Source organism: Dyella sp. 01L423, assembly GCF_056399945.1.
Genome location: NZ_JBFTSI010000002.1, coordinates 544,496 through 566,782, shown reverse-complemented (window position 1 = coordinate 566,782; position 22,287 = coordinate 544,496). Strand labels below are relative to the sequence as shown.

The window sequence follows — 22,287 nt, the reverse complement described above, 5'->3', positions numbered from 1 at the left end:
GGCTCAGTGCCCGGCGTCTGCCCCGGGCGACGAACCCCTGCGCTGGATCGCGCTGATCGGGATATGGATCGCCGTGGCATCGGCGCGGTCGCCGTACATCACCGGCAGGTCCGGTGCCATCGAACCATCGATGCGCGGACCAAACGTCGCCACGCGCGCCGCCTTGAGCGGATGCGCAAAGGTGTCGTCCACGGCGGTGCCTTCGAAGCCGCAGTGCGCCATGCAGTTGTCGCACTTGGGATTGATGCCGACGCCGTATTTTTCCCAGGCGGTGTCTTCCATCAGCTCCTTGTACGAGCTGGCGTAGCCTTCATCGACCAGGAGATAGCACGGGCGCTGCCAGCCGAAAATGTTGTAGGTGGGGTTGGACCACGGCGTGCACTGGTAGCTCTGGTTGCCCGCGATGAAGTCCAGGAACATCGACGACTGGTTGAACACCCACTTGCTCTTGCGTTCCTTGCCGATGCGGAAAATATCGCGGAACAGTTGCTTGCTCTCGGTGCGTCCCAGGAAAACATCCTGGCGCGGCGCATGCTGGTAGCTATACCCGGGCGATACAGTGATGCCTTCGATGCCCAGCGACATGGCGAAGTCGAAGAACTCGGCAATCTCCTCCGGCCTCTCGTTGTTGAACAGCGTGCAGTTGATGGTGACGCGGAATCCCCGCGACAACGCCAGCTTGATCGCCGCCACTGCCTTGTCGAACACGCCTTCCATGCACACCGATTGATCGTGCCGCTCCTGCAGGCCGTCCAGATGGACCGACCAGGTGAAATACGGCGAGGGCGTGTATTCGTCGATGTGTTTGGTCAGCAGCAGCGCATTGGTGCACAGGTAGATGAATTTCTCGCGCGCGATCAGTCCCTGCACGATCTGCGGCATCTCCTTGTGAATCAGCGGCTCGCCGCCGGGAATGGACACTACCGGCGCGCCGCATTCGTCCACCGCGCGCAGCGCGTCTTCCACGCTCATGCGCTTTTGCAGGATTTCCTTGGGATGATCGATCTTGCCGCAACCGGCGCAGGCGAGATTGCACTGGAACAAGGGCTCCAACATCATCGCCAGCGGATAGCGCTTCTGCCCGCTGACTTTCTTGCCGATGATGTAACGCGCGATCTTGGTTTGCTGAATAAGAGGAATGCCCAACGGAATCTCCTCATCAATGACCGATGGATGTTACTGCGCTGCATTCACTGCCAGTCGCTTTCATCACGGAATCGAGTATAGCCACGTTGCGCCATCGCAGCGTTCAGAACGCCAGGCTGGCCGGCGGCGCAAATACGTGCGCGTGCTCGCGACGCAGGCGCTCCCATTCGATCTTGAACCATGGCGTGAAGCGCTGCGGATGCGCTGCGATTTCATGATCCAGCGCATCGGGCGCGATGTATCGCAACGCGGCGATCTCAAGCATGTTGGCGACGGGAGTCACATCCGTACGACCCGCGTAGACCCAGCAAAGTTCGTGCTCCGCGCCTTCGTCATCGAATTGCGCCTGATACTGGAACTTGAACTGGAACTGGAATTCGCACTGCAAGCCGAGTTCCTCGGTGAGGCGACGATGAATGGCGGTTTCCATCGTCTCGCCGCGCCGGGGATGGCTGCAGCAGGTATTTGACCAGTAGCCCGGCCACAGGCGCTTGCCTTCGGCGCGCTGCTGCAGCAGCAGCTCGCCGTCCGTGTTGAACACGAACAGCGAAAACGCGCGATGCAGAATGCCTTGTCCGTGATGCGCGCTCGCCTTGTCGAGAAAGCCGGTTTCGCGGTCGTGTTCATCGACCAGCACCAGGGGTTCGTCCTGAAAGGACACCACACTTTTCGACCAGCTTCCTTCGTTGAAGTCCAACTCGCGGTTAGCCAAGGCTCAAACCTCTCTGTTCCGACGGACGGCGGCAGTACACGCCCGGTCATCACATCTTCGTCACATCTGGCGCGACGCACGTTCGACCGTACATCGATTGCACACTCAGGCTAGCAAGGATGAGCGAAGGCGAGTAGCCCCTCGCACGCACCGTTCATACCAAAGGATAGTTACCGCGTTGAATGGACACTGCTCGCCGGCGCCGGAAACGGCTCATGCGTGCGCGTCCACGTGGTGTTCCCACCCAGAAGCGTGATGCCGATGAAACCCCGCAGCACCAGCCGGTCCGGCGAACGCAGGTGAATTTCGCAGTGATATTCCTTGCCGTTGTCGGCGTTGTAGACGCGGCCATCCATCCAGGCGTTCGCCTCGGCGTCGTAGCGCAAACCCCAGAGCAGGCGCAGGCCTGTCAACGGACGCGAGCGCAGCGCCGGATCGGGATTGTGCCGATCGGTGACGGTTTTTCCGTTGAGTTCGGCACCGTCTTCCGGGCCGTAGGTGTCGTGCAGCTGCCACACGATGCTGCCGACAAAGGTATCGCCGTCGCGCGCGATGCGGATAATGGCGTCGCGGCTTTCCACCAGCCAGTCGCCCTCGATGGCGGTGGCCGGCGTAGCGTCCGCAGACGGCGTCTGCGCAAGCGCCACGCCCTGCAGCAGGCACAGCAACAAGGCCCATGCAGCCTGCCGAAGCAGCCGCAAAAAGTGCACTTTCACGAAGTGCATGCATTAACTTTGGAAGGAATGACGGACCGCGTGCTGACCGAGCTCATGTCCCCTCCCGTTGCCACATCGCTGCTGTCATGGAATGGCCTGGTGCTGGCCGTGTGCACCACGGCTTATGCGTGCCTGAGCCTGTGGGCCTGGTTCCGCTGCGAGCGCCGCAACCAGCATCGGCGAGCGGATGTGAACGATCAGGCAAGCCGGCCGGTGAGCGTGCTCAAGCCGCTGCATGGCGCCGAGCTCGGTCTTTACGAGAACCTGAAAGGTTTCTGCAAGCAAACCCACCCGCATTACGAAATCCTGTTCGGCGTGCGCGATCCCGAGGATCCGGCCATTGCCGTCGTGCAGCGTTTGCAGCGCGAATTTTCCGAACTCGCCATCACGCTGGTGATCGACCCCGCAGTCCACGGCGCCAATCTCAAGGTCAGCAACCTGATCAATCTGCTGGCACAAGCCCGTTACGACTGGCTGGTGCTCGCCGATGCCGACATCAGCGTGGCGCCAGATCATCTGGCGCGCGTCACGGCACCACTGAACGATCCAGGCGTGGGCATCGTGACCTGCCTGTATCACGGCGTGGCAGGCGATGGATGGACGGCGCGCCTGGGGCGCCTGTTTATCGACGACTGGTTTGCGCCCTCGGTACGGCTGGCGCACGCGTTTGGTTCCACCCGCTTCGCCTTCGGCTCCACCATTGCCGTGCGACGCGACACGCTGAACGCGATCGGTGGCCTGGCGGCGCTCAAGGACACGCTGGCCGACGATTTCTGGCTGGGCGAGCGGTCGCGCCAGCGAGGCTTGCGCACCGTGTTGAGCGACGTGGTGGTCGGCACGCAAGTGAACGAAAACCAACTCTCCAAGCTGTGGTCGCACGAAATGCGCTGGCTGCGCACCATCCGCGCCATTTCACCGGCTGGATTCACCTTCAGCTTCGTCTGCTACAGCTGGCCACTGCTGGTGCTGGCCGTGGCGCTCTCGCCCACGCTGCCTTGCCTGATCGTGGCAGCACTGGGCGCCATGGCGCGCCTGTGTCGCTACGCTGTGAGCTGGCCCAGCACCGCAAGATCCCGCTGTTGGCAGGACCTGTGGCTCACCCCTTTTCGCGACACACTGTTGCTGCTGGAATGGGCTGGTGCACTGGTCCACTGGCGAGTGGATTGGCGCGGCCAGGTATTGCATGCGCGCGACCATGCGCCATCGCGCTATCCTTGAGCATGTGGTGACTAGTGTGTTGAACAACTCATTGCGGACGCACCTGCAGGAGCTTGGCAATCCATGAAGACGCTTTTTCTGCAAGCCCCTTCGTTTGACGGTTTCGATGGTGGTGCGGGCTCGCGCTACCAGGCCAAACGCGAAATCAAGAGTTTCTGGTATCCCACCTGGCTCGCCCAGCCCGCGGCACTTGTGCCCGGTTCGCGCGTGCTGGATGCCCCGGTGGAAGAACTGTCGGTGGAAGAAACCCTCGACATCGCCGCCGAGTACGACCTGGTGATCATCCATACCAGTACGCCATCCTTCCCCACCGATGCGAAATTCGCCGAGCTGATCAAGCAACGCCGCGGCGACATTCTGATCGGCATGGTGGGCGCCAAGGTTGCGGTGGAACCGGATGCCTCCTTGCTCGCCTCGCCCGCGATCGATTTCGTGGCGCGCGAAGAGTTCGACTACACCTGCAAGGAAGTGGCCGAAGGCCGCGCCTTCAAGGACATCGCCGGCATCAGCTACAAACTGATCGACGGCAGCGTGCAGCACAACCCGTCGCGCGCCACCATCGAGCAGATGGACGACCTGCCCTTCGTCGCCCCCATCTACAAGCGCGACCTGAAGATCGACCGCTACTTCATCGGTTATCTGCTGCACCCTTACGTGTCGATCTACACGGGCCGCGGCTGTCGCTCCAAATGCACGTTCTGCCTGTGGCCGCAGACCGTGGGCGGCCATCGCTATCGCGTGCGCTCGGCTGCCAACGTGCTGGCCGAGGCAAAGTGGATCAAGGAGAACATGCCCGAAGTACGCGAGCTGATGTTCGACGACGACACCTTCACCGACAGCTCGAACATGGACCGCGTGCACGACATCGCGCGCGGCCTGCATGCGATGGGCTGGACCTGGAGCTGCAACGCCAAGGCGAACGTGCCGTATGAGTCGCTGAAGATCATGAAGGAAAACGGCCTGCGCCTGCTGCTGGTGGGTTATGAGTCGGGCGACGACCAGATCCTGCACAACATCAAGAAAGGCTTGCGCACGGATATCGCGCGCACCTTCACCGAGAACTGCCGCAAGCTCGGCATCACCGTGCACGGCACCTTCATTCTGGGGCTGCCCGGCGAAACGCAGGAAACCATCGCGCGCACCATCGCCTACGCCAAGGAAATCAATCCGCACACCATCCAGGTGTCGCTGGCGGCGCCTTATCCGGGCACGACGTTGTACAAGCAGGCCATCGAAAACGGCTGGCTGGAACACAACACGGCGGCCAATACGGTCAACGACAAGGGCGTGCAGCTGGCCATGATCAGCTACCCGCACCTGTCCAAGGAAGAAATCTTCCACGGCGTGGAAACCTTCTACCGCAGCTTCTATTTCCGCCCGTCGAAGATCTGGGAGATCGTCAAGGAGATGGCAGGCAGCTGGGAGATGACCAAGCGGCGCTTGCGCGAAGGCGTGGAATTCTTCCGGTTCCTGCGCGCGCACGAGGCATGACGGCGCGGGCTGTGCGTTACCGATGACCGAAGCACCCGCATCCGCGCGCCCACGACTGATCGTGACGGCCGATGATTTCGGCCTGCACCCGGCCGTCAATCACGCCGTGGAGCGCGGCTACCGCGAAGGCGTGCTGCGTGCCGCCAGCCTGATGGTGACAGCGCCGGCCGTTGCGGACGCCGTGGCCCGCGCCAAGCGCCTGCCCGGCCTCGCGGTGGGTTTGCATCTCGTCCTTGCCGACGGGCTGTCGGCCCTGCCACCGTCGCAAATCCCGCAACTGGTCGACGCGCGCGGACGATTCGGCGACGATATGGTCCGCGACGGTTTTCGGTTTTTCTTTCTGCCTTATGTGCGGCGGCAGCTGGAAGCGGAGATCCGCGCCCAGTTCGAGGCGTTTGCCGCGACGGGATTGCCGCTCGATCACGTCAATGCACACAAACACTTTCACCTTCATCCGACGGTACTCTCCTTGATCCTTTCCATTGGCCGCGACTACGGCTTGCGCGCCGTACGCTGGCCCGCCGAACCGGGCTCCGGTCCGTGGCTCAAACCCTGGCTCGCGCTGATGCGCCATCGTTTGCGCCGCGCCGGCATGCGAACGAACGACCACGTCTTCGGCATCCGCCACACCGGCGCCATGGACGAACAAGCCTTGCTCGATGTGTTGCAGCGGCTGCCCGGCGGGTTGAGCGAGCTGTACCTGCACCCGGCCACGCACGGACAACTGACGCCGACGATGGCGCACTATCGCCATGCCGACGAACTGGCGGCGCTGCTGTCGCCGCGCGTGCGACGGGCGGTGGCCGAACATTGCCAGCTTTGCAGCGGCTTCAGCGATCCGGCGGCGGCATGAAATATCTGGTCTATCTCGCCGGCGTGCTCGGCCTCATCGCAGCCATCATCCTGGTGACGCACCAGAACTGGTCGGCGATCGAGAATGCCTTCGACCATGCCGGCTGGGCCCTGCTATGGCTGCTGCCGTTTCATGCGTTGCCCTTGTTGCTGGACGTGTTCGGCTGGCGCGCCCTGCTGGCGCCCAGCGACCCGCACGGGCGCGCCCGCGTGCCCTTCCTGTTCTGGGCGGCCACGGTGCGCGAGGCCTGCAATCGGCTGCTGCCGGTGGCCAACGTGGGCGGCGAAATCGTCGGCATCCGGCTGGTCAAATGGCGCGGCCTGGAAGGCGCACCAGTGGCTGCCAGCGTCATCATCGAGGTGTTGCTGACCCTGGTGAGTCAATACATCTTCGTGGCACTGGGCCTGTTGCTGCTGATCGGCATGGCCGGCCATATCGGTACGCTCAATTCGGTGATCTGGGCGGTGATCGCCACGCTGCCCTTGCCGATCGGGCTGGTCTGGCTGTTCCGTCATGGGCAGGTGTTTTCCAGGCTTGAGGCCTTTGCGGAAAAGCTGCTCGGCGGCCCGTCGCGCTTCACCGAACTGCTCGACGGCGCCCGCCTGGACGACGAAGTGCGCAAGCTGTACGGCAAGCCCGCGCGCCTCACCGTGGCATGCGCGTGGCAAGTTGCGGGCTTCGTGGTGGGCAGCTTCGAAAGTTGGCTGGCGCTGTATCTGCTGGGTTATCCCATTTCGGTGTGGGACGCGATTGCCATCGAGGCGACCACCCAGGCGGTGCGCCACATCATTTTCTTCGTGCCCGCCGGCCTGGGCGTGCAGGAAGGCGGCCTGGTGCTGTTCGGCAATATCATCGGCTTGCCCGCGGACGCCGCGATCGCGTTGTCGCTGGTGAAACGCGCGCGTGAGGTAGGCTTTGGCGTGCCGGCGCTATTGTCGTGGCAATGGGCGGAAGCCCATCGCCTGCACCGCCGCTGGCTGTCGCGCCGCAAGCCTTCGATGGCCGATGCAGCGGACCGGAAGTTGTCGTAACGCAATGAGGTGATCTTGTGTCCCATGACGCCGTAGCCGCCGCCGACCACAGCATGCGCCACTGGGCTGGCAACGAGCCGGGACGCATCAAGATCGGTTCCGATGCCCACAAACGGCTGTTCTGCCGGATGATCCTGGACACGCACAACCCGTATAAGCCGGCCGTGATCGAATGGCCGGCGCTGGACGCGGACACCTTGCATCGCATCACCTCGCTGCCGATCTGGGATATCGCCGTGCAGACCGAAGGCAAGGCCAAGCTGCGCGTGGCGACCTATACCAATACCATCGCCGATCCGCTGCTGCATGAAGCGCTGACCATGGACGGCGACGAAGAAGCACGCCACAAGGTGGTGCTGAGCAAGATGGTGGCGGCCTACGGCATCACGCTGGCGCCCGAGCCCGAGTACGAAGTGCCCAAAGATCCCGAATGGGGCTGGCTGGTCACCGGCTACAGCGAATGCATCGACAGCTTCTTTGCCTTCGGCCTGTTCGAGTCGGCCAAGCGCACCGGTTATTTTCCGGCCGAACTGGTCGACACGTTCGAGCCGGTCATGCAGGAAGAAGCACGCCACATCCTTTTCTTCGCCAACTGGGTGGCGTGGTATCGCAAGCGGCTCCCGTGGTGGCGCCGACCGGCGTTCGAGCTGAAAGTGCTGCGCGTGTGGCTGTTCCTGATCTGGGAACGCATCGGCATTGCCAAAGGCCTGGACAACAACGGCGAGATGCAGGACGCCAACTTCACCATCACCGGCCATCAGCAGATTGGCCTGGACCTGAAGATCGGCGAGCTGCTGGATATCTGCCTGGCGCAGGACAGTTTCCGCATGGGCGGCTACGACGAGCGTCTGCTGCGACCCACCTTCGTGCCGCGCATGGCGCGCCTGGCCCGCCGCTTCATGCGCTGAGAAACCCTTGTAGGAGCGCACCCTGTGCGCGAACGCATCGCGCTAGCGATGCAGGCTGAACCAGGCCACCGCGTCTTCCACGGCGAGTCGCACGGGGCCGGCTGCGTAACCCAGATCACGCTCCGCCTTGGCGCTGCTGAAGTACATGCGTTTGCGCGACATGCGCACCTCTTCCACGGTGGCAATCGGCGGCTTGCCCGTCACGCGTGCCCATGCCTCGGCCACATACGCCACCGGCATCACGGCGCCATGCGGCAGGCGCCAACGCGGCGGCGTGCCGCCCACGATGTCGGCAATCTCGAACAACAGCTCGCGCAGGCTCAGGTCGGCGCCGCCCAGGATGTAGCGCTCGCCCACCACGCCGTGCTTGAACGCCAGCCAGTGCCCATCGGCGACATCGTCCACGTGCACGACGTTAAGGCCGGTATCCACGTATGCAGGCATGCGGCCGGCCATGGCGTCGCGCACCACGCGTCCCGTGGGCGTGGGTTTGATGTCGCGCGGCCCGATCGGGGTGGATGGATTGACGATGACGACCGGCAAACCTTCGTCCGCGAATCCGGCGACGACTTGCTCGGCAAGAAACTTCGAGCGTTTGTAGTGGCCGAGCATATCGGCCAGCGACACCGGCGTGGTTTCGCTGCCGGGCGTGCCATCCCTGGGAATGCCCAGCGTCGCCACGCTGCTGGTGTAGATCACACGCGGCACACCCGCCTGCCGCGCGGCCTCGAGCAAGGCGCGCGTACCTTCGACATTGGTCTGATACAGCTCCTGTGGATGCGGCGCCCACAGGCGGTAATCGGCGGCGACGTGGAACAAGGCATCGCAGTCGTCGCAAATCCTTGCCAGCGAGGTCGCGTTGGTGAGATCGCCCTCGACGATCTCCACCTCGAGGCCTTGCAGGTTGCGCCGGTCGGAACCGGCGCGCGCCAGCACGCGCACATGATGGTCCTCGCGCAGCAGCCGCCGCACCACGGCGGAGCCAACGAAGCCCGTGGCGCCGGTGACCAGCGACCTCACGGAGGCAATACCAAGGTATACGCGACCATCGCCAGCCTGGACCCTGGACACATAAGGCAGTCGTTCCCTGAACTCGGGGAGGAGTGGGAGGTCATTATGTACGAACGACGCAGACAGCGGCGCGTGCGGCCACGGTAGTCTCTACATCCCCACCGGCACCAGTGCCTGTCCCGGCGACGTCCGCTTTCCCCAGCCTTTCGAAGCGTGTGCAAGCGTCTCTACGAATCGATGACATTCGCTTTGATCAGATGGGCGGCGTCTCTCACGGACAGGGTGATACCATGCCGATGTCGCTGGTTTCTCTGTATGTGAATACTAAGAAGGCCGAGGCATGCCCATGTTCGAAGCGAAACACGCCGCTGCGATCGCCCCAAGCAACGCCGGCGCTTACCAGGAAGCCATTCTTCCCAAGGTGTCACGCACGTTTGCCCTGACGATCCCGCAATTGCCGCCGGCGTTGCGCGACGTCGTCGCCAATGCGTACCTGCTTTGTCGGATCGCCGACACCATCGAAGACGAACCCGCGTTCAGCGCGGAAGAAAAAGGTCGCTACGAAAAAGCCTTCGTCGACGCCGTGACCGGGCGCATCGACGCGCGCGAATTCGCCGCCCACATCGCGCCGCGACTTTCCGATGCCACGTCGGAAAGCGAACGCGACCTGATGTTCCGCCTGCCGCTGGTGCTGGAAATCACCGAGACGTTCAACCCCATCCAGCACGAGGCGATCGTCGAATGCCTGCGCGTGATGTCGCAGGGCATGCATGATTTCCAGCGCGTGGTGGGCCTGCAAGGCCTGGACACGCAGCGCGACATGGATCGCTACTGCTATCACGTGGCCGGCGTGGTCGGCGAGATGCTGACCAAGCTGCTGATCGATTTCGAACCGGAACTGGTGCCGCAGACGCGCTCTCTGATGCGCCTGGCCATTTCGTTTGGCCAGGGCCTGCAGATGACCAATATCCTCAAGGACCAGTGGGAAGACCGCAGTCACGGCGTGTGCTGGCTGCCGCACGATGTGTTTGCCCGCCACGGCGTGGAGCTGCAGGAGCTGAGTGCCGGCCAGCAGGATGCGCACTATGCCGATGCCATGATCGAACTGATCGGCATCGCGCACGCGCATCTGTGCCGCGCGGTGGAATACACGCTGATCGTGCCGGCGCGCCACGCCGGTTTCCGGCGCTTCTGCCTGTGGAGCATCGGCCTGGCGGTGCTCACGCTGCGAAATCTGCAGGACAGGCTCGATTTCTCTTCCGGCACCCAGGTAAAGGTGTCGCGTGCCGCCGTCGCGCAAACCATCGGCCTGACCCGCCTTAGCGACAAGTACGATCCGGCCGTGCGTTTTCTGTTCGGCGCGGCGGCGCGCAAGCTGCCGCTCACGCCCCTGGCGGCGGAATGGGAGGTGCCGCAGGCCAGCAACGCCGCGTGGCCGTGGCGGCGCACATCGCACTATAAAAACGCGCGATCGCTATGACGGATTCACCAGCCACCGTCGCCGACCCTGCCCCGCCCAACTCGCGTCAACCGACTCTCGATCCCGGCCCTGTCGATCCGGACCGCATCGATCTGGCCATCGATCGGGCGCGACTGGCCTTGATGGCGCGTCAGCGCGCGGACGGTCACTGGTGTTTCGAGTTTGAAACAGACTGCACCATCTCGTCGGAGTACATCCTGATGATGCATTTCATCGACGAGATCGATGACGTGCTGCAGGAAAAACTGGCGCGCTACATCCGCCTCAAGCAGCGCCTCGATACGCACGGCGGCTGGCCGCTGTACCACGATGGCGCACTCGACCTGTCGTGCACGGTGAAGTCGTATTACGCGTTGAAGGCCGCCGGCGATTCCCCCGATGCACCGCATATGCGCCGGGCGCGCGAAGCCATCCTTGCCAAGGGCGGCGCCGCAAAAAGCAATGTCTTCACGCGCATCCTGCTGGCCATGTTCGGCCAGGTGCCCTGGCGCGCCGCGCCGTACGTGCCGGTGGAAATCATGTTGTTCCCGCGCTGGGCGCCGTTCCATCTGGACAAGGTGTCGTACTGGGCGCGCAGCACCATGGTGCCGCTGTTCATCTTGTGCACGATGAAGGCGAAGGCCAAGAATCCGCGCCAGGTCGGCATCGCGGAACTCTTCGTGACGCCACCGGAGCAGGAACGCCACTACTTCGCCACTGGCGGCGGCTTCGTCAGCAAGCTGTTCCTGGTGCTGGACAAGCTGGGGCGCGCCTGCGATCCGTTGATCCCCAAGAGCCTTCGCCGCCGGGCGATCCAGCGGGCCGAGCAATGGTTTGTCGCGCGGCTCAATGGCGAGGATGGGCTTGGCGCCATCTTTCCGCCAATGGTCAATGCGCTCGAAGCGATGGATTTGCTGGGCTATGCGAAAGATCACCCTGCACGCGCCACGTGTTTGCGCTCGCTGCAAAAGCTGATCGTCCAACGCGAAGACGGCTCCGCCTATTGCCAGCCCTGCGTGTCGCCGGTGTGGGACACCGGCTGGTCAGCCATGGCCTTGCTGCGTGCGTCTCCCGACGACGCCACGCAGGACGCCGTCACCCGCGCGATGGAATGGTTGGCGCCGCTGCAGGAACTCGAGCTCAAGGGCGACTGGGCCGTGCAGGCGCCGGAGCTGCCGCCCGGTGGCTGGGCTTTCCAATACGCCAATCCCTACTTTCCCGACCTGGACGACACGGCCGTGATTGCCGCATTGATGCACGTGGCGGTTCGCGGCACGCCACATGAGGGCAAGTATCGCGAGCGCATCGAGCGCGCGGCGGACTGGCTGGTCGGCATGCAGTCGGACAATGGCGGCTTCGCGTCGTTCGATCGCAACAACACGCACTATCACATCAACGAGATTCCCTTCGCCGATCACGGCGCCATGCTCGATCCGCCCACCGAAGATGTATCGGGCCGCGTGCTGGCCCTGCTTGGCATCCTCAATCGCCCGCAGGACAAAGCTGCCATCGAACGCTGCATCGCCTATCTGCGTGCTGCGCGCCTGCCGGACGGCTCGTACTGGGGGCGCTGGGGCACCAATTACATCTACGGCACCTGGTCGGTGCTGGCCGGCCTCGCGCTCGCCGGCCAGGACATGCAACAGCCCTGGATACGGCAATCGGTCGCGTGGCTGCGGTCCCGGCAGCATGCCGACGGCGGCTGGGGTGAAACCAACGACAGCTACTTCGATCCCGCGCTGCGCGGCAGCAACGGCGGCGTGAGCACGGCGCACAGCACGGCCTGGGCCTTGCTCGGGCTGCTTGCAGCTGGTGAACAGACCTCAGAGGCAGCCCATCGCGGGATTCGCTGGCTGCTGGATCATCAGCAAGCGCAGGGCGAGCCCGAGGCCGATCTCTGGTATCACCCCAGCTTCAATGCACCGGGATTTCCACGCGTCTTCTTCCTCAAATACCACGGATACACCGCGTATTTTCCGCTATGGGCACTCAGCCGCTATCGCCAGCTGCTTGCGAACTCACCACCGACGCAGTGATGCCGGGTTCGGTGGGCATCGTGACAGCGCTTGCTTCGGAGGCGCGTACGCTGACGCGTCGGCGTCTGCGTGTACGCACCGCGCTGGCGCTTGAGCATGGCGGCGCCCTGTGGCTCTCCGGCATGGGCCAGGAGGCGGCCCGAGCGGGCGCGTTGGGCTTGATCGAGGCGGGCGCGACGGCCTTGGTGTCGTTCGGCGTCGCCGGCGGTCTTGCCCCCGGCTTGCGCAGCGGCACGCTGATCTGTCCATCCTGTGTGCTCGACCAGCGCAGTCACGACTACCAGCCCGATCCCGTGTGGCGTGCGTCGATCATCCGTCGCCTCGCCACCACGCAACTGCCTCGCGCTGATGAAGGCACGCTGCTGAGCCTGCCCATGCCCTTGCTCAGCGTGGCCGAAAAAGGCGCGATGCGCGAACGCCACCAGGCCTTGGCCGTCGACATGGAAAGCGCGGCGATTGCCGCCGTCGCTGGCGAGTACCGCATACCATTCGTGGTGTTGCGCGCCATCGTCGACGAGCGCGACGACAACGTGCCGGTCGAACTGCAGGCTGGTATCGACGCCTGGGGGCGGCCGCGACCGGGACGCCTGCTTGTCACCCTGCTGCGACACCCGCACCTGTTCGCCGAACTGCCTGGACTGGTCGCGCGCATGGGCAAAGCCACGCGCAGCTTGCGCATGGCAGCCAACGCGGCCGGCATCGAACTGGGACGTAACCTGCCCCAGCCCTGTTAATCTCACCCTGTACTCGGATGTCAGGCCTGGCCTCGACGTGCGGCCGGCGGCATCAAAGCCTGGAGGTCCGACGGCGTGTTCAGAGCGATCCATAAAGGCCTGGTGTGGATGGTCGACCGCAGTGGTCGGCATCACTTCATCGTGTTGCTGCTGTCGGCACTGCTGGTCGTACTAAGCCTGTGGGGCGCGTCCCGCTATCTGAGCATCGACACCGATGCGGACCATCTGTTTTCGGAGAAGCTGGCGTGGCGCCAGCAGAGCCGGGCGTTCGCACGACAGTTTCCGCAATTCAGCGATACCCTCACCGCCGTGGTGCGCGCACCCACGCCGGAAGAAGCACGCATCGTCGCGCAGGCGCTCAACCTCAAGCTGCAGGCCGACAAGCAGCACTTCCACTCCTCCTCGACGCCGGGCATCAGCCCGTTCTTCAATCGCGAAGGCCTCCTGCTGCTGCCGCAGGACGAGCTGGAAAGCACGCTGGACAGCATGCTGCAGGCGCAGCCCCTGCTCGGACCGCTGGCCAAGGACACCTCGGCGCGCGGCCTGTTCAACGGCATCGACCTGATGGTGGAGGGCGTGCGCCGAGGCCTGGCCAATGACCTCTCTTCCTACGACGCCGCGCTCGGCAATGTGGCGCAAACCATGGAGGATGCGCTGGCCGGCAAGAACGCGCCGCTCTCGTGGCAGGCGCTGCTGACGCCGGACCTGGTGAGCAGCAACGGCGGGCAGGAGTTCATCCTGATCCATCCCGTACTCGATCACACCGCGCTGGAGCCCGGCGATGCGGCCACGCAGGCGATGCTGCGCCTGGCCAGCGAGTTGCCGGAGGTGAAATCCGGTCGCGTGCACATCAACTACACCGGCTCGGTGCCTTTGGCCGATGAGGAGTTCGCCTCGCTGACGGATCGCGCCGGACCCATCGCCATCGGCAGCAGCCTGCTACTGGTGTTCTGGCTGGTGTTGGCGCTGGGCACCTGGCGTTTGATCGTGCCCGTCATCATCACCCTGATCGTGGGCCTGATCTATACACTAGGGTTTGCCGCGTTCGCGGTAGGTCGCCTCAACCTCGTATCGGTGGCGTTCGCGGTGTTGTTTGTCGGCCTCGCCGTGGATTTCGGCATCCAGTTCGGCGTGCGCCTGCATGCTCGCCAGTACAGCGATCGAACCTTCGACGACTCCCTGCACGAAACCGCCCATCGCGTGGTCAGCCAGGTGGGTCTTGCGGCGCTCGCCACGGCCTGTGGCTTTCTGGCGTTTGCGCCCACCGATTTCACTGGCGTTGCGGAGCTCGGCATCATCGCGGGCGTCGGCATGCTGCTTGCGCTGCTCTGTACGCTCACCGTGCTACCCGCCCTGCTGCGCCTGTTGTCGAAGGGTTCGCCACACGCGGAAGTGGCGCTGCCCGGCGGCGTCGCTGCCGATGGCTGGCTGCAGCGCAACCGCAAGGCGGTACTGGTGGTGTTCGGCGTGCTCGGTGCGATCGGCGTCTGGTGCGCCATCACCATACCGTTCGACGCCAACCCGCTGCACACGAAAAACGCGCGCAGCGAGGCCATGCGCACGCTCACCTCTTTGATGGAAGATCCCAACACCAACCCCTTCACCATGGACATCCTGGTCAAGGATCTGCCCACCGCCAAGGCGCTGAGCGAGCGACTTGGCAAGCTGCCTGAGGTTGCGCAAGTGGTGTCCGGTGTCGACTTCGTGCCGACGGATCAGCAGGACAAGCTCGATCAGCTGCAGCAGGCCTCCGACCTGATGTTCGCCGTGCTCAATCCCGGCGAGAAAACGGCGCCACCCAGTTACGGCGAGATGCGCCAGTCGGCCAGGGACACCAGCGATGGCATCGCCAGCATAGCCGACAAATTGCCGGCGAATTCTCCCCTGCGGCGCATCGGCAAGGCACTGGCCGGCCTGGCCAAGGGCACTGATCAGCAAATGGCAACAGCCAATCAGGCGCTGACCCAATTCCTGCCGTACACACTCAACCAGTTGGCCGACTCGCTATCGGCCACGCCCATCACCATGCAGAGCTTGCCGGAGGAACTCAAGCGCGACTGGTTCGCCCCCGACGGACGCGTGCGCGTGCAAGTGACGCCCACGGCGAAGGCACAGAGCACCCTGGGCCTGCGTCGCTTCGTGCAGGCCGTGCATCAGATCGCCCCGAACGCGGCGGGTTCCGCGGTGGATACGATCAAAGCCGCCGATACCATCCTGATTGCCTTCCGCGAAGCTGCGATTTACGCCATCCTGGCGATCGCCATCGTGCTGATCCTGGTGTTACACCGCGCGCGCGACGCGGGCATGGTGCTGGCCACCCTGCTGATGTCGGCCCTGCTCACCGCGCTGCTGGCACGGCTGTGCGGCATCTCCATCAACTTCGCGAACATCATTGCCTTGCCCTTGCTGTTGGGCGTGGGCGTGTCGTTCAACGTGTACTTCGTGATGAACTGGCGCCAGGGCATGCAGCTGTTTCTCGGCTCACCCACCGCGCGCGCGATCCTGTTCTCCGCGCTCACCACGGGCACGGCATTCGGCAGCCTCGCCATCGCGCGCCACCCCGGCACGGCCAGCATGGGCACGGTGCTGCTGCTGAGCCTGCTTGCCGTGCTGCTGTCCACCTTCGCCTTCCTGCCCGCAATGCTCTACTCCGTAGGGCAGTGCAAGCAGCCGATCAGCCAACCATCACCTTAGCTTTCCGATCGCCGGAGTCGATGCATGTTGCGTAGCCGTCGTTTTCTTATCGGTGGACTTGCCCTGCTGTTGAGCATCAACGCGAGCGCCCACGCCATCCTGATCGACAGCACGCCCAAGGCGCACGGCAACGTGCCCGCCGGCCATCTGGCGCTCACGCTTAGCTACAACAGCAAGATCGACCAGGCGCGCTCGCGACTGGTCCTGATCGGCCCCGACAAGAGCGAGACGCCGCTCGCCATCACCGCCAACGACAACAAGCCCAATGAACTGGATGCCGTGGCCGACGTGAAAGCCGGCGCTTATGTCGTGCGCTGGCAGGCACTGGCGCTGGACGGCCATATCACGCGCGGCGACCTGCCGTTTTCCGTGACGGCGACGCCCTGAGGCAGCCCGCTTTTCGCATCCAACCCGCGCTCCACCACTGACCACCGGAAATCCCGTGGCTCTCCTTGTCGACATCTTCGGCTACCTGAGCATCATCCTGCATGGACTGGTGATCGTCGCCCAGTCCATGATGCTGGGCGGCCTGCTGTTCCTCGTCTTCTTACTGCACCCGTTGGCTCCACAATTTGCCCAGGGCGAGCAACTCGAACAGCGTACTGCGCGCTTGGCTTGCTGGAGCGCATGGGCGCTGCTTCTGTGTGAGCTGGCGACAACGGCGCTACAAGTTTCCGTGCTGATGGCTACGGTCGACCTGCCCTTGGGCAATGTCATGCAGGCATCGTTTGCGGTGGCAGCCAGCATCAAGATGCTGTGCGCGCTGATCATCGCCTTGAGCCTAAGGCCATCCACGCTGGCTCAGCCATACGGGCGATGGCTGCTCATGCTGGTCGGCCTAGTCGAACTTGCCGCCGCCACCATGACTACCCATGCCTATGCGCGGCTGCACGACAACGCACTGCTGCTGGTGGTGGAGGGCCTGCATCAGTTCGGCGCGGCGATCTGGATCGGCGCCATTCCCAGCTTTGTGCTCGTGCTCAAACGGCTGGACGACGCGGAAGCACTGCGACGGATCGGCTCCGGATTCTCGCGCATGGCCATGCTGGGCGTGGCCTGCATCCTGGTGTCGGGTATCACCATGTGGCTGTATTACGTGGGCGATATGCAGGGCTTCTACGGCACGGCCTACGGCGTGATGGTAGGCGCCAAGATCGCCATGTTCATCGGTCTGCTGGGGTTGGGGCTGGGCAATTTCCTGGTTACCGAGCGCTTGCGCAAGAGGCGCGATGCGTCGGTGATCCGGCTGCGCCGCTTTGCCGAAGTGGAGATCGGCATCGGTTTTACGATCTTCTTCGCGGCGGCGTCGCTCACCTCGGTGCCGCCTGCCGTGGACCTCACCACGGATCGCGTGAGCTTGCACGAAATCGCCGAGCGCAACGCGCCGGCGTGGCCACGGCTCGACTCGCCTGATCACGACACGCTGGCGATTTCGCAATTGCAGGCGACGCTCGATCGCGACGCAAAACGCGACAACCACGAGGCGGAAGCCGCCACCCTTCCCGGCTCGGGCATCTTGCCGCCACGCAACGCCCAGGACATCGCGTGGTCCGAATACAACCATCACTGGGCCGGCATCTTCGTATGCCTGATCGGTTTGCTTGCCTTGCTCGGCAGTGCCGGCGTGCGATGGGCGCGGCATTGGCCTCTGCTGTTCCTGGCCATGGCCGGCTTTCTGCTGGTGCGCTCGGACCCGGAAGTGTGGCCGTTGGGACAAACCGGCTGGTGGGCCGCGTGGCGCGACGTCGAAGTGGCCCAGCACCGTTTCTTCGTCGTACTGATTGTGTTGTTCGGCGGGTTCGAATGGGCGGTTCGCACAGGGCGATGGAAGAGCGAGCGCGCTGCCCTGGTTTTTCCGCTGCTGGTCGCGGTGGGCGGCGCGATGCTGCTGACCCACAGCCATCAGATCTCCAACGTGAAGGACCAGCTGCTGATCGAGCTGACCCACACGCCGCTTGCGCTCGCCGGTGTGGCGGCGGGTTGGGCACGCTGGCTTGAAATACGCCTGCCTGGGCGTGGCGGACGCATCGCCGGCTACGTATGGCCGCTGTGCTTCATCCTGATCGGCGTGATCCTGCTGTGGTACCGCGAGGCCTGATCGCCTCGCGCGTCGTCAACGGATTCGGTGCACCACGGTGTCAGCCAACCCCAGCAAGTGCGCCGCGCCCTCACCCAACGGCAGCAAGGCCATGCGGGCACGCTCGCCCAGTTCCTCAGCCAGGGCGCGCGAGGCATCGAGGCCGAGCAGCGAGACATAGGTGGGCTTATGGTCTTGCGCGTCCTTGCCGGGTGTCTTGCCCAGCGTCGCCGCATCGGTGGTCACATCGAGTATGTCGTCGACCACCTGGAAGGCGAGACCCACGGCGCGCTGATACTGGTCCAACGCGGCGTGCAATTCCTGGGACATCGGCGACGGCCCGGCGTGCGCGCCCATGAAGATCGACGCACGCAGCAAGGCGCCGGTCTTGAGTCGATGCATTTGTTCCAGTTGCTCGCGCGCCAATACCTGGCCCACGCTGGCCAGATCGATCGCCTGCCCGCCGACCATGCCTTGCGAGCTGCTCGCGCTCGCCAGCTCCTTCAGCAGGGCGACCTTCTGGGCGGCCGTGGCCGGAAGCTCGCCGATCACGGCGAACGCCTGCGCCTGCAGACCATCACCCACGAGTACGGCCATCGCCTCGCCGTAGCGCACATGCACGGTGGGCAGGCCGCGGCGCAGCAAGTCGTTGTCCATCGCGGGCAGGTCGTCGTGCACCAGCGAGTAGGCGTGAATCATCTCGATCGCACTCGCCGCGCCATCGAGCGTGGCGGGGTCAGCATCCACCAGCTCACCGGCCGCATGGCATAACAGCGCGCGCAAGCGCTTGCCGCCACCGAGCGTGGCGTAACGCATGGCCTCATGCAGCGTTGCAGGCGCGATATCCGCCGCAGGTAGATACCCCTCCAACGCCTGCTCGGTGCGCTGCACGATCCGCGGCATCCACCGTTCCAACGGTTCCACGCCCGTGGGCGCATGGGACGCGGCAGGCCAAAGTTGAACGGCTTCACTCACAGGGTCGTCTCCACGTCAGATCAATGAATCGCCACGACCGCGGGCGGCGTGGCCGGCAGTTGCGTCACGAACTGTCGCGCGGTGGCGCGGGCAAGTTCGTCGCCGGCGAGAATGTCTTCCAAGGACGCGGAACTAGCCAGCGCCGGCAACCGTTCCAACGCCCGCTCGATCACACGTGCAATATCGGTGAAACGAATCTGCCCGTGCAGGAACGCATCGACAGCGATCTCGTTGGCGGCATTCAAGGTGACACTGGCCGTGCAACCGTCGCGCAGCACCTGCAGTCCAAGCCGCAGGCACGGGAATCGATCCAGATCGGGCGCGTGGAAACTCAGGTTGGCCATGCGTGTGAGCTCCAGTGCGGCCACGCCCGAATCGATGCGCTCGGGATAGGCCATCGCATGGGCAATCGGCGTACGCATATCCGGATTGCCCAGCTGCGCCAGCACCGACTGATCCGCATACGCCACCATGGAATGGATCACGCTCTGCGGATGGATCAGCACCTCGATACGCTCGGGCGGCATATCGAACAGCCAGCGGGCCTCGATCACTTCCAGGCCCTTGTTCATCATCGTGGCGGAATCGACCGAGATCTTGCGCCCCATCACCCAGTTGGGATGCTTGCACGCCTGATCGGGGGTGACGTCGTCGAGTGTGTCGAGTTCGCGCTGCAGGAACGGCCCGCCCGATGCGGTGAGGATGATGCGCTCCGCGCCGCCGCTCGCACACATGTTGGTGCTCAGGCACTGGAAGATGGCATTGTGTTCGCTGTCCAGCGGCAACAGCGTGGCGCCGTGCTGCGCGACGGTGCGCATGAACAGCGCGCCGGACATCACCAGCGCTTCCTTATTGGCCAACAGAATCTTCTTCCCGGCGCGTGCCGCAGCGAGCGATGAAGCCAGGCCGGCGCCGCCGACGATGGCTGCCACCACCGTGTCGCAAGCAGACGCGCTGGCTACGTCGACCAAGGCCTGCGGCCCATATGCCACGGTCGTGGACAACCGAGCCGCGCGCAGTTTCTGTTCGAGCTCCGCAGCGCCGTCGGCATCACCTACCACGGCCACCTCGGGGAGAAACGCCAGGCATTGCTCGAACAGGCGATCGATGCGCTGATGGGCAGTCAGTGCGTACACACGAAAGCGATCCGGATGACGCGCCGCCACGTCCAGCGTGCTGGTGCCGATAGAGCCGGTGGAACCGAGGATGGCCAGGCGCTGCCTACTCATCACCTGGTCTCCGGCACAACGCACGGCTGGGCAAGTTCAGCTTCATCAGGAACGCGCCTCTCGCGCCACGCTGCAACTGGGCTTGACCGACAACACCTTGTCGGTGAAACGCTGGATGGAGGCACGAATGCCATCCGCATCCAGGCCGTAGTGATTGAGCAGGCCCGCCGGGTCGCCGTGCTCGATGAATTCGTCGGGCAAGCCAAGGCGCAGCATCGGCACGCTGATGCCGGCATCGGACAGAACCTCCAGGCAGGCCGAACCGGCGCCGCCCAGCACGCAGCCCTCTTCCACCGTGACCAGCGCGTCGTGCGTTTGCGCCAGCTGGCGTATCAACGCTTCATCCAGCGGTTTGACGAAACGCATATTGGCGACCGTCGCATCCAGCGCTTCGGCCGCCGCGAGACTGGGCGGCAGCATGGAACCAAACGCCAGGATCGCCACGCGAGAGCCCGCCGCGCGCGCGCCATGGCGGCGCACTTCGCCCTTGCCGATCGGCAGCACGGTCATCTCGGCTTCAATGGCCACACCCGGACCGGTGCCGCGCGGATAGCGGACTGCGGCGGGGCCGCCGTGATTGACCGCCGTATGCAGCATCTGACGGCATTCGTTTTCATCGGAGGCGGCCATCACCACCATGTTCGGCACGCAACGCAGGTAGGCCAGATCGAACGCGCCCATATGTGTGGCGCCATCCGCGCCGACGATGCCCGCACGATCGATGGCAAACGTCACCGGCAGGTTCTGCAGCGCCACGTCGTGTATCAGCTGGTCGTAACCGCGCTGCAGGAAGGTGGAATAAATCGCCACCACCGGCCGCAGGCCCTCGGTGGCGAGGCCTGCCGCAAATGTCACCGCATGTTGCTCGGCGATGGCTACATCGAAATAGCGATCAGGAAAGCGCTTCTCAAATTCCACCAGGCCCGAGCCTTCGCGCATGGCCGGCGTGATGCCGACGATGCGCGGATCCTGCGCCGCCTCATCGCACAGCCATTCGGAAAACACCTGCGTGTAGCTTTTGCGCGCGGCCTTCGCCGCCGACACCAGGCCCACCTTGGGATCGAACTTGCCCGGACCGTGGTACTGGATCGGATCGGCCTCGGCCAACTTATAGCCATGGCCCTTCTGCGTGATCACGTGCAGGAACTGCGGACCACGAAGCTTCTTGAGGTTCTGCAGCGCCGGGATCAGCACATCCAGATCGTGGCCGTCGATGGGACCGGTGTAGTTGAAGCCGAATTCCTCGAACAACGGCGCCGGCACGACCATGCCCTTCATCTGCGATTCGAGGCGCGACGCCAAGTGGCTGATCGGCGGAATCGGCCGCAGCGCGTAATGCACGCCCTGCCGCGCCTGTTGATAGAAACGGCTGGAAATCAGCCGGCCGAAGCAATAGCGCAAGGCGCCGACCGGCGGCGAGATCGACATGTCGTTGTCGTTGAGCACCACCAGCAGCGGCGAGTCCTCCGACACACCCGCATTGTTCATCGCCTCGAACGCCATGCCCGCGCTGAGCGCGCCATCGCCGATCACCGCAATGCTGTGGCGCTGCTCGCCCTGGATGCGCGCCGCGTGCGCCATGCCCAAGGCAGCGGAGATGGATGTACTGGAATGCGCCGTGCCGAACGTGTCGTACTGGGACTCGGTGCGCCGCGGAAACCCGGAGATGCCGCCCCATTGCCGGATGCCGCCCATGGCTTCGCGGCGGCCGGTCAGAATCTTGTGCGGATAGGATTGATGCCCGACATCCCACACCAGACGATCGCTTGGCGTATCGAACACGTAGTGCAACGCAATGGTGAGCTCCACGCTGCCCAGGTTGGACGACAGATGTCCGCCGGTGCGGGACACGCTTTCCAGAATGAAGGCACGCAACTCGCCGGCCAGCCGGTGCAGCGCCGGCATGTCCAGCTCGCGCAGTTGCGCCGGTGAATCGATAGTGCGTAGCAAATCGTACACGACGGACTCTCCTCGGGGATGTCGGAGTCTCTATCTGG

Annotated in this window: 18 protein-coding genes; 11 read left to right on the top strand and 7 right to left on the bottom strand. The window is 64.2% G+C overall.

The genetic code is table 11. From position 1 onward, the window contains the following. Positions 1–3: 3 nt before the first annotated feature. The 3 genes from hpnH to AC1DMY_RS09215 all read right to left on the bottom strand — a co-directional run bounded on the left by hpnH (position 4) and on the right by AC1DMY_RS09215 (position 2,574). On the bottom strand, positions 4–1,146 hold the full coding sequence (hpnH, locus tag AC1DMY_RS09225) for an adenosyl-hopene transferase HpnH (RefSeq protein ID WP_477164646.1): 1,143 nt from the start codon (positions 1,144–1,146) through the stop codon (positions 4–6). A gap of 103 nt (positions 1,147–1,249) precedes the next feature. Next, on the bottom strand, positions 1,250–1,858 hold the full coding sequence (gene idi, locus AC1DMY_RS09220; protein WP_477164645.1) for an isopentenyl-diphosphate Delta-isomerase: 609 nt from the start codon (positions 1,856–1,858) through the stop codon (positions 1,250–1,252). A gap of 170 nt (positions 1,859–2,028) precedes the next feature. Beyond that, positions 2,029–2,574, bottom strand: coding sequence for a DUF2147 domain-containing protein (locus tag AC1DMY_RS09215; RefSeq protein ID WP_477164644.1), 546 nt, complete (start codon positions 2,572–2,574; stop codon positions 2,029–2,031). Between the two features lie 54 nt (positions 2,575–2,628). Here AC1DMY_RS09215 and hpnI point away from each other — a divergent pair, with 54 nt between their 5' ends. The 5 genes from hpnI to AC1DMY_RS09190 all read left to right on the top strand — a co-directional run bounded on the left by hpnI (position 2,629) and on the right by AC1DMY_RS09190 (position 8,075). Further along, the gene (gene hpnI, locus AC1DMY_RS09210; RefSeq protein ID WP_477164643.1) at positions 2,629–3,792 is read left to right on the top strand and encodes a bacteriohopanetetrol glucosamine biosynthesis glycosyltransferase HpnI; all 1,164 of its coding nucleotides are present in this window, start codon (positions 2,629–2,631) and stop codon (positions 3,790–3,792) included. A 63-nt stretch (positions 3,793–3,855) separates the two neighbouring features. Further along, the gene (gene hpnJ, locus AC1DMY_RS09205) at positions 3,856–5,283 is read left to right on the top strand and encodes a hopanoid biosynthesis associated radical SAM protein HpnJ (protein WP_477164642.1); all 1,428 of its coding nucleotides are present in this window, start codon (positions 3,856–3,858) and stop codon (positions 5,281–5,283) included. 22 nt (positions 5,284–5,305) lie between these two features. Then, entirely contained in the window at positions 5,306–6,136 is an 831-nt protein-coding gene (gene hpnK, locus AC1DMY_RS09200; protein WP_477164641.1) for a hopanoid biosynthesis-associated protein HpnK, read from the top strand. Next, entirely contained in the window at positions 6,133–7,167 is a 1,035-nt protein-coding gene (locus AC1DMY_RS09195; protein ID WP_477164640.1) for a lysylphosphatidylglycerol synthase domain-containing protein, read from the top strand. Before hpnK ends, AC1DMY_RS09195 begins: the two co-directional genes overlap by 4 nt. Before the next feature lie 17 nt (positions 7,168–7,184). Beyond that, on the top strand, positions 7,185–8,075 hold the full coding sequence (locus tag AC1DMY_RS09190) for a ferritin-like domain-containing protein (RefSeq protein ID WP_477164639.1): 891 nt from the start codon (positions 7,185–7,187) through the stop codon (positions 8,073–8,075). Between the two features lie 42 nt (positions 8,076–8,117). Here the strand turns inward: AC1DMY_RS09190 and hpnA are convergent, their stop codons facing one another. Continuing rightward, the gene (gene hpnA, locus AC1DMY_RS09185; RefSeq protein ID WP_477164638.1) at positions 8,118–9,095 is read right to left on the bottom strand and encodes a hopanoid-associated sugar epimerase; all 978 of its coding nucleotides are present in this window, start codon (positions 9,093–9,095) and stop codon (positions 8,118–8,120) included. Between the two features lie 331 nt (positions 9,096–9,426). On the opposite strand from hpnA, the gene AC1DMY_RS09180 reads away from it, so the two are divergent. The 6 genes from AC1DMY_RS09180 to AC1DMY_RS09155 all read left to right on the top strand — a co-directional run bounded on the left by AC1DMY_RS09180 (position 9,427) and on the right by AC1DMY_RS09155 (position 18,107). Continuing rightward, positions 9,427–10,566, top strand: coding sequence for a phytoene/squalene synthase family protein (locus AC1DMY_RS09180; RefSeq protein ID WP_477164637.1), 1,140 nt, complete (start codon positions 9,427–9,429; stop codon positions 10,564–10,566). Continuing rightward, the gene (gene shc / locus AC1DMY_RS09175; protein WP_477164636.1) at positions 10,563–12,581 is read left to right on the top strand and encodes a squalene--hopene cyclase; all 2,019 of its coding nucleotides are present in this window, start codon (positions 10,563–10,565) and stop codon (positions 12,579–12,581) included. The genes AC1DMY_RS09180 and shc overlap by 4 nt, the downstream gene beginning before the upstream one ends. Before the next feature lie 20 nt (positions 12,582–12,601). Next, on the top strand, positions 12,602–13,315 hold the full coding sequence (locus tag AC1DMY_RS09170) for a phosphorylase family protein (RefSeq protein ID WP_477164635.1): 714 nt from the start codon (positions 12,602–12,604) through the stop codon (positions 13,313–13,315). A gap of 75 nt (positions 13,316–13,390) precedes the next feature. Next, positions 13,391–16,009, top strand: coding sequence for an MMPL family transporter (locus tag AC1DMY_RS09165; protein WP_477164634.1), 2,619 nt, complete (start codon positions 13,391–13,393; stop codon positions 16,007–16,009). 24 nt (positions 16,010–16,033) lie between these two features. Then, on the top strand, positions 16,034–16,396 hold the full coding sequence (locus AC1DMY_RS09160) for a copper resistance CopC family protein (protein ID WP_477164633.1): 363 nt from the start codon (positions 16,034–16,036) through the stop codon (positions 16,394–16,396). Positions 16,397–16,451: 55 nt separating this feature from the next. Continuing rightward, complete coding sequence (locus tag AC1DMY_RS09155; protein ID WP_477164632.1) at positions 16,452–18,107, top strand: copper resistance D family protein; 1,656 nt, start codon at positions 16,452–16,454, stop codon at positions 18,105–18,107. 15 nt (positions 18,108–18,122) lie between these two features. Here the strand turns inward: AC1DMY_RS09155 and AC1DMY_RS09150 are convergent, their stop codons facing one another. The 3 genes from AC1DMY_RS09150 to dxs all read right to left on the bottom strand — a co-directional run bounded on the left by AC1DMY_RS09150 (position 18,123) and on the right by dxs (position 22,249). Next, complete coding sequence (locus AC1DMY_RS09150; protein ID WP_477164631.1) at positions 18,123–18,989, bottom strand: polyprenyl synthetase family protein; 867 nt, start codon at positions 18,987–18,989, stop codon at positions 18,123–18,125. A 92-nt stretch (positions 18,990–19,081) separates the two neighbouring features. Further along, on the bottom strand, positions 19,082–20,290 hold the full coding sequence (locus AC1DMY_RS09145) for a 1-deoxy-D-xylulose-5-phosphate reductoisomerase (protein WP_477164630.1): 1,209 nt from the start codon (positions 20,288–20,290) through the stop codon (positions 19,082–19,084). A 45-nt stretch (positions 20,291–20,335) separates the two neighbouring features. Beyond that, on the bottom strand, positions 20,336–22,249 hold the full coding sequence (gene dxs, locus AC1DMY_RS09140; protein ID WP_477164629.1) for a 1-deoxy-D-xylulose-5-phosphate synthase: 1,914 nt from the start codon (positions 22,247–22,249) through the stop codon (positions 20,336–20,338). Between the last annotated feature and the right edge of the window lie 38 nt (positions 22,250–22,287).

Coding starts and splice junctions, on each gene's coding strand:
- AC1DMY_RS09180 (WP_477164637.1), top strand. CDS start 9,427: ATGCCCATGTTCGAAGCGAAACACGCCGCTGCGATCGCCCCAAGCAAC.
- AC1DMY_RS09145 (WP_477164630.1), bottom strand. CDS start 20,290: ATGAGTAGGCAGCGCCTGGCCATCCTCGGTTCCACCGGCTCTATCGGC.
- hpnI (WP_477164643.1), top strand. CDS start 2,629: ATGTCCCCTCCCGTTGCCACATCGCTGCTGTCATGGAATGGCCTGGTG.
- AC1DMY_RS09160 (WP_477164633.1), top strand. CDS start 16,034: ATGTTGCGTAGCCGTCGTTTTCTTATCGGTGGACTTGCCCTGCTGTTG.
- AC1DMY_RS09150 (WP_477164631.1), bottom strand. CDS start 18,989: ATGCCGCGGATCGTGCAGCGCACCGAGCAGGCGTTGGAGGGGTATCTA.
- hpnJ (WP_477164642.1), top strand. CDS start 3,856: ATGAAGACGCTTTTTCTGCAAGCCCCTTCGTTTGACGGTTTCGATGGT.
- shc (WP_477164636.1), top strand. CDS start 10,563: ATGACGGATTCACCAGCCACCGTCGCCGACCCTGCCCCGCCCAACTCG.
- hpnK (WP_477164641.1), top strand. CDS start 5,306: ATGACCGAAGCACCCGCATCCGCGCGCCCACGACTGATCGTGACGGCC.
- AC1DMY_RS09195 (WP_477164640.1), top strand. CDS start 6,133: ATGAAATATCTGGTCTATCTCGCCGGCGTGCTCGGCCTCATCGCAGCC.